Annotated in this window: 1 pseudogene; it reads right to left on the bottom strand. The window is 69.5% G+C overall.

Annotation, left to right across the window (positions count from 1 at the left end):
• Nucleotides 1-77: 77 nt before the first annotated feature.
• A pseudogene (locus tag KVS71_RS17205) lies at nucleotides 78-321 on the bottom strand (CarD family transcriptional regulator); the annotation flags it as partial.

The following is a 321-nucleotide window of genomic DNA, read 5'->3' on the forward strand; positions in this document are numbered from 1 at the left end:
GGGGCCCACACGTCCCCGTTGCCCGCGGGAAGGACGAAGGGCGGGGGCCGAAGCACCGACCTTCCGTGAAGGACGTCTCAGGTCGCGAGGACCTCGTCGAGCAGCGCGCCCGCCTTGTCCTCGTCGATCTTCTCGGCCAGTGCCAGCTCCGTGATGAGGATCTGCCGGGCCTTGGCCAGCATCCGCTTCTCGCGCGCGGCCAGGCCGCGGTCCTAGTCGCGACGCCAGAGGTCGCGCACGACCTCGCTCACATTGATGACATCGCCGGACGCGAGCTTCTCCAGGTTCGCCGTGTACCGGCGCGACCAGTTGGTGGGCTCC

It is taken from the genome of Microbacterium sp. GbtcB4 (genome assembly GCF_019091465.1).
Lineage (GTDB): Bacteria > Actinomycetota > Actinomycetes > Actinomycetales > Microbacteriaceae > Microbacterium > Microbacterium paraoxydans.